Origin of the sequence: Phyllobacterium sp. (assembly GCF_037994425.1) — a bacterium.
Taxonomy (GTDB): domain Bacteria; phylum Pseudomonadota; class Alphaproteobacteria; order Rhizobiales; family Rhizobiaceae; genus Phyllobacterium.
Genome location: NZ_JBBNAM010000131.1, coordinates 1 through 8,391 on the forward strand (window position 1 = coordinate 1; position 8,391 = coordinate 8,391).

General features: G+C 57.3%; 7 protein-coding genes. 5 read left to right on the plus strand and 2 right to left on the minus strand.

The window, feature by feature from the left end; all coding sequences use genetic code 11:
• On the minus strand, positions 1 to 659 hold a 659-nt coding region (locus AAAB35_RS09470; protein WP_340668041.1), incomplete at its 3' end, for an SDR family oxidoreductase.
• Positions 660 to 765: 106 nt separating this feature from the next.
• Between AAAB35_RS09470 and AAAB35_RS09475 the strand changes: the two genes are divergently transcribed.
• From AAAB35_RS09475 to AAAB35_RS09485, 3 genes are all read left to right on the plus strand, one after another.
• The gene (locus AAAB35_RS09475; protein WP_340668042.1) at positions 766 to 1,665 is read left to right on the plus strand and encodes a LysR family transcriptional regulator; all 900 of its coding nucleotides are present in this window, start codon (positions 766 to 768) and stop codon (positions 1,663 to 1,665) included.
• Positions 1,666 to 1,839: 174 nt separating this feature from the next.
• Entirely contained in the window at positions 1,840 to 2,277 is a 438-nt protein-coding gene (locus AAAB35_RS09480) for a hypothetical protein (RefSeq protein WP_340668043.1), read from the plus strand.
• Between the two features lie 72 nt (positions 2,278 to 2,349).
• Positions 2,350 to 2,808, plus strand: a complete 459-nt coding sequence (locus tag AAAB35_RS09485) for a hypothetical protein (protein ID WP_340668044.1) — start codon at positions 2,350 to 2,352, stop codon at positions 2,806 to 2,808.
• A gap of 473 nt (positions 2,809 to 3,281) precedes the next feature.
• Here the strand turns inward: AAAB35_RS09485 and AAAB35_RS09490 are convergent, their stop codons facing one another.
• Positions 3,282 to 5,318, minus strand: coding sequence for an MASE1 domain-containing protein (locus AAAB35_RS09490; protein ID WP_340668045.1), 2,037 nt, complete (start codon positions 5,316 to 5,318; stop codon positions 3,282 to 3,284).
• A 317-nt stretch (positions 5,319 to 5,635) separates the two neighbouring features.
• Between AAAB35_RS09490 and AAAB35_RS09495 the strand changes: the two genes are divergently transcribed.
• Together AAAB35_RS09495 and AAAB35_RS09500 are read left to right on the plus strand one after the other, a co-directional pair.
• A complete protein-coding gene (locus tag AAAB35_RS09495) occupies positions 5,636 to 7,318 on the plus strand; it encodes a sulfatase-like hydrolase/transferase (RefSeq protein ID WP_340668046.1) in 1,683 nt (560 codons plus the stop codon).
• Entirely contained in the window at positions 7,212 to 8,231 is a 1,020-nt protein-coding gene (locus AAAB35_RS09500) for a sulfatase/phosphatase domain-containing protein (protein WP_340668047.1), read from the plus strand. The genes AAAB35_RS09495 and AAAB35_RS09500 overlap by 107 nt, the downstream gene beginning before the upstream one ends.
• The last annotated feature ends 160 nt before the right edge of the window (positions 8,232 to 8,391 follow it).

The following is an 8,391-nucleotide window of genomic DNA, read 5'->3' on the forward strand; positions in this document are numbered from 1 at the left end:
GTTTTTGCCACCTCGCTTGGCCTGCCAAAGCGCCCAACAGGAATGCGTTTCGCCGCCATTGCCTGCGTGTCACCCTCGGACATGCCAAGCTTGCCATAGAGCGGCGTCGCGATCGGTCCGGGGCTGACGGCATTGACACGGATGCCGCGTGGGAGGAGTTCACCCGAGAGCGTCTTTGCCAGCGTCAGCAGGCCACCCTTCGTAAGGGCATAAACGCTCGACGTCGGATCGCCGATGCTCGCATTGATCGATGCGTTGAGCACGATCGACGCCGGATTGGCGAAATGCGGAAGTAGGGCCTGGATCAGAAAGAATGGGCCCTTGAGATTGATCGAGACAGAACGATCGAAACCTGCCTCGTCCCATTGCTCCAATGGCTTGAACTCGGCGACTCCGGCATTGACGAAAAGAATGTCCAGTTTGCCGAAGCCCTCGCCAATGGCCTCTGCCACAGTCTTCTGGTCGCCCAGATTACCGGCATTGGACCGGATAACGAGCACGTCATCGCCAAGCTCGTTGCGGGCGCGCTCGATGGTCTCGGGATTGGTGCCGGTTATGGCGACACGGGCTCCCTCGGCGACGAACTGGCGTGCGGTCTCAAGACCGATGCCACTGGTGCCCCCAGTGATGAGAGCGGTCTTACCTTGTAAACGGGACATTGTGAGTTCCTTCTGTTGATTTGACCAAGTTGCGGTAAGTATGGTGCTGACTGAGCGTTCGGATTAGTTTGATTACTCAGGAACTCATATTCGGAATCTTCGAACAATGATGAAGCTCGAGGGCATTTCAACCTTTGTCGCCGTGGCCGAAGCAGGCTCAATAACCGAAGCTGCCCGCCGGCTGCGCCTGTCAAAATCCATCGTCAGTGAAAGACTTGCGGAACTTGAGCGCCAGATCGGCGCCGTATTGCTGCATCGTACAACACGCAGGCTTTCGCTGACAGAGGATGGCGCGGCCTTCCTTGAGCGGGCGGCACGCATTACCCGTGACGTGGAGGAGGCGGCAGCCGACATGGCCGAGCGCAGAGGCATGCTGTGCGGCCCACTTCGCATTTCGGCGCCCGTAACGTTCGGACGCATGCATCTCGGCCCTGCTCTTTTCCCCTTTCTCTTGGCGCATCCGGACATCGAACTCTTCCTCGATCTCGATGACCGCCGTATCGACGTGGCCTCAAACAGCTACGATGCCGTCATCCGCCACGGTCCGATTGCCGATTCCCGACTGATGACATGGCGTCTTGCGAGCAGTCAACGCGTTCTTGTCGCTTCCCCGGCCTATCTTGAGAAGCATGGAACACCAGATACAATTGAAGCACTCTACCGTCACAAGGGTATTTTCTATGCAAACCGTGGCGCGGCCGATTGGAGTTTTCCCACCAACGGCGGCGCCGCCACGATCCGGGCCCCGGTCGGGCTGAGGGTCAACAATGGCGACACAATGCGCGATGCCGGCATTGCCGGGATCGGCATCGCGCTGTTGCCGAGTTTCGTCGCCGGCGAAGCTATCAAGGCCGGACAATTGCGGGTCATCGACATTGGCGCCAATGTGGCGGCGGAGTTCATTTACATCGCCCATCCGGAAGGCCGAATGCCGTCTGCCAAGTTAAGAGCCCTCGCCGATCATCTGCGCAAGGCCTTTGGCTCTCCGGCCTATTGGGACTGTTGAACGGAGGCATTCAGGCTGAGTTCAGCAAGAATGACCTATTTCATCAAGCAGACAGTCCAGACCACGCGGTCGTTGGCTGGACCACAACCGTTAACGCCTTCGCGCTGGAACTTTTTCCAGTATGCAATGGTTGAACGGTGGTAGAATTACGGTCCGAATAGGAGGACGACTTCAATGTCCATCAGACATTTGACGCTGGCCGCAGCAGCTTGCCTATCTGCGGTTGTACTTTCGGGCTGCGTCGAAACAACTGGGCCCTATTATGGCGGCTACGGCGGATATGGCGGTTACTATGGCACGACTGTCTATAGCGGCTTCTATGATGGGCCGGGCTATGATCCTTACCGCTATGACCGCTATCGCTATGATCGCTACCGCTATGACCGCTATCGCTATGATCGGTATCGCTACGATGGCAATCGCAACAACCACCGGTACGTAAACAACAGCGATAATAACCGGTACGTAAATAACAGCGATAATAACCGGCCGAACGTCAATCCGCCACCGGACACCCGGCCGCCTTCAAATGACGGGTATCGGCAGCAGAAGGTCTATCTACCGCGCCGCGGCGACGCCTATATGGGAGGGTCCGGACGCTCGCATCAATAGAAGCACCGATAGCGCGGTGATGTTGCGATAGGTGCAAGCTCGCCCGAACGGAAGGGCGCAAAGGGGAGAAAGATGTCGGATGTTTTGCTCGAGCGGCTGATCCCCTTCATCGGCGAATGGAGGACAGAAGCCGCCATCGGCGGTAGACCCATGGCAAACGGCCATACGCGTTTCGAGTGGCTGGGGAATAAGCAGTTCGTTATCCAACGGGCGGATGCGGAGATGGCGCCCGATCTTCCGCGCGAATGGGTCGAAAACTCTCCGTTCCCCATCACATCGATCATAGGTCTTGACGATGCGACCGGTCTGTTCACGATGCTCTATACCGATACGCGGCATGTGCATCGCGTCGTCAATATGATGGTCAGTGCCGGTGTCTGGAAGCTTTGGCGCGATTCTCCCGGTTTCTTTCAGCGCTATGTCGGAACTTTTGACACCGATGGAACAACTATCAACGGATCATGGCAACGCTCGCAAGACGGCACGCATTGGGCCCATGATTTCGATCTGGTCTATCACAAGGTGGGATAGTTCAGCCTGTGGCGCGATGGGTTCCGCCAGAGCTGGAGAGCTCGGATGCGGGTCAGCTAGCGTCGTGTCGCGGATTATCACCGGCTGCCACACCAGATGAGTCGATAGCCCGCTCCAGACTATTGCGCAGGTGATACTCGGCCTCGGCGATTTCCAACCGTTGCAATATCCCTGCGAAATCCAAATTCGACCGGAACGGTGCGTTGGTTGACACTGCTCGACGGAAAGCTGGATCAGCGAGCATTTTGCGAATTGCTGTGGCCTTGGCCTCGCTCGTGTCCCTTGACATAGGCACCACTCCAATGTCGGGTAACAGACAATTCAGGCGATGGTTCCATATCAGACACGAGCTTTGCGGTTTATTTTCCGCTCAGCGTGTTCGGCCTCCAAAGAACACTATAGGAATGATCGATAGTCCCGCTCCCCTAATACGTCCATCATCGTCGACGATGACAACAACGTGTCATTCGTCGTCAAGGCACCGCGTTCGTTGCAATAGGCAAGGTGCAGATGAAGGTCGCCCCATCCGGTTCGTTGTTCTCCGCCCATAAACGTCCGCCATGCGACTCGACGATCGAGCGGCAGATCGCGAGCCCCATGCCCATCCCCTGCTCTTTCGTCGTAAAGAACGGCTCGAATATTCGATCAGGAAACTCAACGCCGCCGCCGCCATCGCTGATTTCAGTTCGGATTTCATCCCCGACGCGACGAATGCGCACCCCAAGAACACTGTCGCCTGCAACAGAATCCATCGCCTCCATGCCATTGCGGATGAGGTTGACCAGAACCTGCTGAATTTGGACCCGGTCGGCCGAGACAGCTGGAAGGTTGCTTTCCACGTTTATATCCATGCGAACGCGCCGCCGCGCCGCCTCATCAGCCAGGAGATTGCACGCTTCCGTAATGGCGCTGGAGAGAACCATGCCGTGCCTCTGCTCCACCGAAGGTTTGAATAGCGCTCGGATGCGGCTGACGACAGCCGCAGCCGAATTCGCATCCCGGATGATGCGCTCAGTCGTAATTTTTGCGCGTCCAACGTTGACAGGCTCGGCGGAGAGCCAGCGATAGCACGCGTTTGAATTGGCCACTATCGCCGCCAGAGGCTGATTCACCTCATGTGCGATAGACGCAGAAAGCTCGGCGAGGCTGGCGGCCTGGCTGGCGCGCGCAAGACTCTCCTGCGCCAGACGCAACTTTTCCTGTGACCGAACCTCGTCGCCAATGTCCACACAGATGATGTTCCACTGCACGATCGTGCCTTCCGCGTTACGCATCGGCTCGGCTCGGCTCGACATCCAGCGGAAATCGCCGTCGGCGCGGCGCAGGCGGTATCGCATCGCGAAGCTCTCGCCGGTGGCGAGGCAATTGCGCAGCGCGGCGCCGAACCCTGGGGCGTCGTCCGGATGAATGGTCTCTAGGACAGCTTCCAGCCGGCGCATGCCCGGTTTGTCCGTGTCCACTACGTTCAGACCAAGGAAATCGACCATGCGCTTGTTGAAGAAAGTCGGCTGGCCGTCGGGGGTCAGACGCCAAACATGACTCGGAACCATGTTCACGAGTTGCGAGAGCTCCAGCTCTCGGTCACGCAGTGCCTCCAGGCTTTGGCGCAATGTGAGCACCGCCTGCTGGTGCTGGCGGGAAATTGCGGCCACGATGAGCGCGGAAAACGCCGAGATGACCAGAAAAAGCTGCAGCATGACCTGCTGTTCTCTCTGGGACTCGGGGTCGCCGACGAACTGGCTGCCACCCGACATTGTAAGTGCCATCGTGATCAGGGCGAGGAGCGTCAGGGCGACGGCAGCGCCCCTGAACTCAAAGCGCACCGCGACCCAAAGAAGGGGCGGCATGATGATGTAGGGGGAGGACAGGTGCCCGCCCAAGGCAAGGGCAGCAGCCCCCAGAAAGATCACGCCCAGCACGGCGGCTTCAGTCCACTGCGCGGCGGAGAGCTCGGTCTTGGTGCGCCAATGCTGGATCACGATCAGTACCATCGGCGCTACGAGCAGGATTCCGGTGGCGTCTCCGATCCAGAACAGCGGCCATACCGACGTGAATGTCTGCGATTCTATGCCAAACCACGCAAGCGTCGCACTTCCGACCGTCGCGCTCGCGAGCGGCGCAACTCCAGCGCCGAGTGCGACGAACACGAGAACTTCCTGCAAGGTTTGCAAACGGCACGGGCGCCCGCACGCCCGGTTCACGAGTGTTGCGCCGACAACCGCACAAAGCGCGTTGCCGACATAGATCAGGAGACCCGCAGGCAGAGGACTGTGGAACCACACGAACTGTCCGAACATCTCCCCCGCACACCCCGCCAAAATCCACCACGGCCAGCTGTACGGCGGAGTGAGAATGAGCGTCGCGATGAAAACCCCTGCGGGTGGCCAAATGGAAACAGTGATTCCAGGGACGATTGCGAGCACTTGGGCGAATCCGCAGCCCATGACATAGGCCGCAAAAAAGAGACCCATGTGGAGGTATCGGGGGCGGTTCGACCAGACAGACAACATCAGCTGCTCCTGCAGGACAAAGAAAGCCTTGGGATCGTCAGCGTTTCGGGTCGGACACTTGTTTGTATCGCGGCTGGCGAACTCATGCCCACTCTAATCTCGCCACCGCAAGGCCGCAACTTATGGAAATCCGAACCCAAGCTAAGTTATTGAAAAACTGGCGATCCCGGCTGGATTCGAACCAGCGACGTTCGGCTTTGGAAGCCGGCGACCTCCCCTGCCATTTGCCGCGATTTCATTATTTTTTTCATACCTTTATGCCAATTCATTCAACAGAAACACGACATAGCCTGCATTGACTATTCGCCACTCGCGTCGTGCTGATTTTCGCCCCGATAGGCAACCTTACGCACCTGGAACGGGATTTTTACGCTTCGATTTACCGTAACGTACTTTTCCAAATGAAGGTTTTTGTGCCCGGCTCCAAAAGGGAACCGACCCGCTACTGGGACGTTCGGGCGTCATGTCCGCACCCATACCAATGCATCTCTGAATCCGTGGAGCCCACTCTCAAAGCCGAAGAAAGGTTTAGTGCCATGACTCTTCGTAGATCGAGCAGTTACGTGGTTATTGCAGCGCTGGCTACGACGCTGGCAGCGACAACTGCCTTGGCCCAATCAAACGAACGTTCACCTAACGCAACAGGGCAAACCGTCATTCCCTACGCTGAACAAAAGTTTCAGGGTAACGTTGGCACCTCCTACAAAGATTCCGACCCCGCCCAGTTCCCCGCACCAATTAAAGCCCCTCAAGGTGCGCCGAACGTCTTGCTGGTTCTGCTGGATGATGTTGGTTTCGGCCAGTTTTCCGTAACCGGCGGCGGTGTTCCTTCACCCTGTATGGATGCGCTGGCCAAAGACGGACTGCTGTTCAATCGCTTTCACACGACTGCTGTGTGCTCGCCGTCACGCGCAGCGCTTTTGACTGGACGCAATCATCACGTCGCGGGGACCGGTAACATAACCGAAGTCGCAACAGGCTATGACGGCTATACCGGGATCATTCCCAAGGATACCGCCACGGTCGCCGAGATTCTGCGGGAAAATGGCTACATCACCTCGTGGGTCGGCAAAAACCACAACACGCCTATTTACGAAACCAGCGTCATGGGTCCGTTCGATCATTGGCCGAACGGGCTGGGCTTTGATTACTTCTATGGCTTCATGGCTGGTGATACCAATCAGGTCCGACCTTATCTCTATGAGAACCAGACCGCTCTCGGCACCCCGACGGACAATGATTACTATCTGAGCGTCGATCTCGCGGATCATGCGCTCACTTGGCTCGAAAAGACCGAAGCTGTCCGGCCCGACAAGCCCTGGTTCATGTACTATGCCCCGGCGGCGACGCATGCACCGCATCAGGCCCCGAAAGTGCTCATTGATCAATTCAAAGGCAAGTTCGACAAGGGATGGGACGTCTACCGCGAGGAAACGTTTGAGCGACAAAAGAAACTAGGCATCATTCCACAAAATGCGGTTCTGACCGAGAGGCCGAAGAGCCTTCCCGCATGGGATAGTCTGAGCGCTGACCAGAAACGCCTCTATGAGCGAATGATGGAGGTCTTTGCAGCCTACGGAAATCAGGTGGACCATGAGGTGGGCCGAGTTCTCGACTATGTCGCCAAGCTTCCGGACGCCGACAACACGATGATCATCTATATCGTTGGCGACAACGGTGCCTCTGCCGAAGGTGGCTTCGATGGAACATTGAATGAGAATGCCTTCTTCAATGCCTATCTGATGAAGACCGATGAAATGTTGTCTCGCATCGACGAGATTGGCACGGAAATGCATTTCAATCATTTTCCGGCTGGTTGGGCTCATGCGATGGATACACCCTTCCAATGGACCCAAGCAGGTCGCGAGCCATCTGGGTGGCACCCGCAATCCGATGATTGTGAAATGGCCGGCCAAGATCAAGCACGGTGGCGAAATCCGCAGTCAGTTCTCCCATTTGATCGACGTCGCGCCGACCATCCTGGCGGCAGCTGGAATTGAGGAGCCTCGGAGCGTCAACGGCACTGCTCAGACGCCGATACAGGGGCGGAGCTTCCTTCAGGTTCTCGAGACTGAAAATGCGCCCGAATTCCACACCATGCAGTATTTCGAGCTTTTCGCCAATCGCGGCATTTATAAGGACGGCTGGTGGGCTGGTTCGCTTGCCTTCGAGCCATGGCAGGCCGAACGCGGCGACTTCGACCCGCTGACGGCGAAGTGGGAACTCTATAATCTCGACGAGGACTTCACACAGGCGAACAACGTGGCTGACAAAAACCCAGAGAAGCTGGCAGAACTTACGGCGCTCTGGTGGGCGCAGGCGTCCGCCAACAAAGCGCTTCCCCTGGATTGGCGTGGTGCGGAACGTTTCAGTTCTGAATTGACGGGAAAGCCAAATCTCGCCGCAGGTCGTACGAAATTCGTCTACCCGGTTCCGCTGGCCGGTCTTCCCGAAGCATCAGCCCCGGACCTGAAAAACAAGTCCTTCACCGTCACCGCCAAGGTGCAGATCGAAGACAATGCCAGCGGCATGATCTTCACCCAAGGCGGCAACACAGGAGGGTGGGCGTTTTATCTAAAGGACGGCAAGCTCGCTGCCGCCCACAACTACCTTGACGTAGAACATTACTCCGTCAAAAGCGACGGTGTCGTCAGTGCCGGCGAGCATGAACTAAAGATGCAGTTCGCCTATGAAGGTGGCGACAAGCCTGGTCAAAGCGGTACCGTCAAATTGATTGTCGACGGAAACCAGGTCGGCGTCGGCAAGATCGAAAAGACGACGCCGTTCAAATACTCGCTGTCGGAGAATCAGGATGTTGGCAGTGATACCGGGACCCCAGTGACCTACGACTACAGGCCGCCGTTCAAATTTGGCGGCAAGCTCGAAGAGGTTGTCGTGGAACTCGCGCATTAAAATGCGTCGCTCTGGAAACGAGTGTCCGGTTAAGGCCAAAGAACGAACCCGCTCGCGCGGGAGGGGCGCGGACTTTGAGGCGTGTGCCTGGTTGACGGTATCAGTGAGGCTTTGATCGATCAGAGGTGACGGGTGGCCGGAGACCTCCGAGCATGAAGGG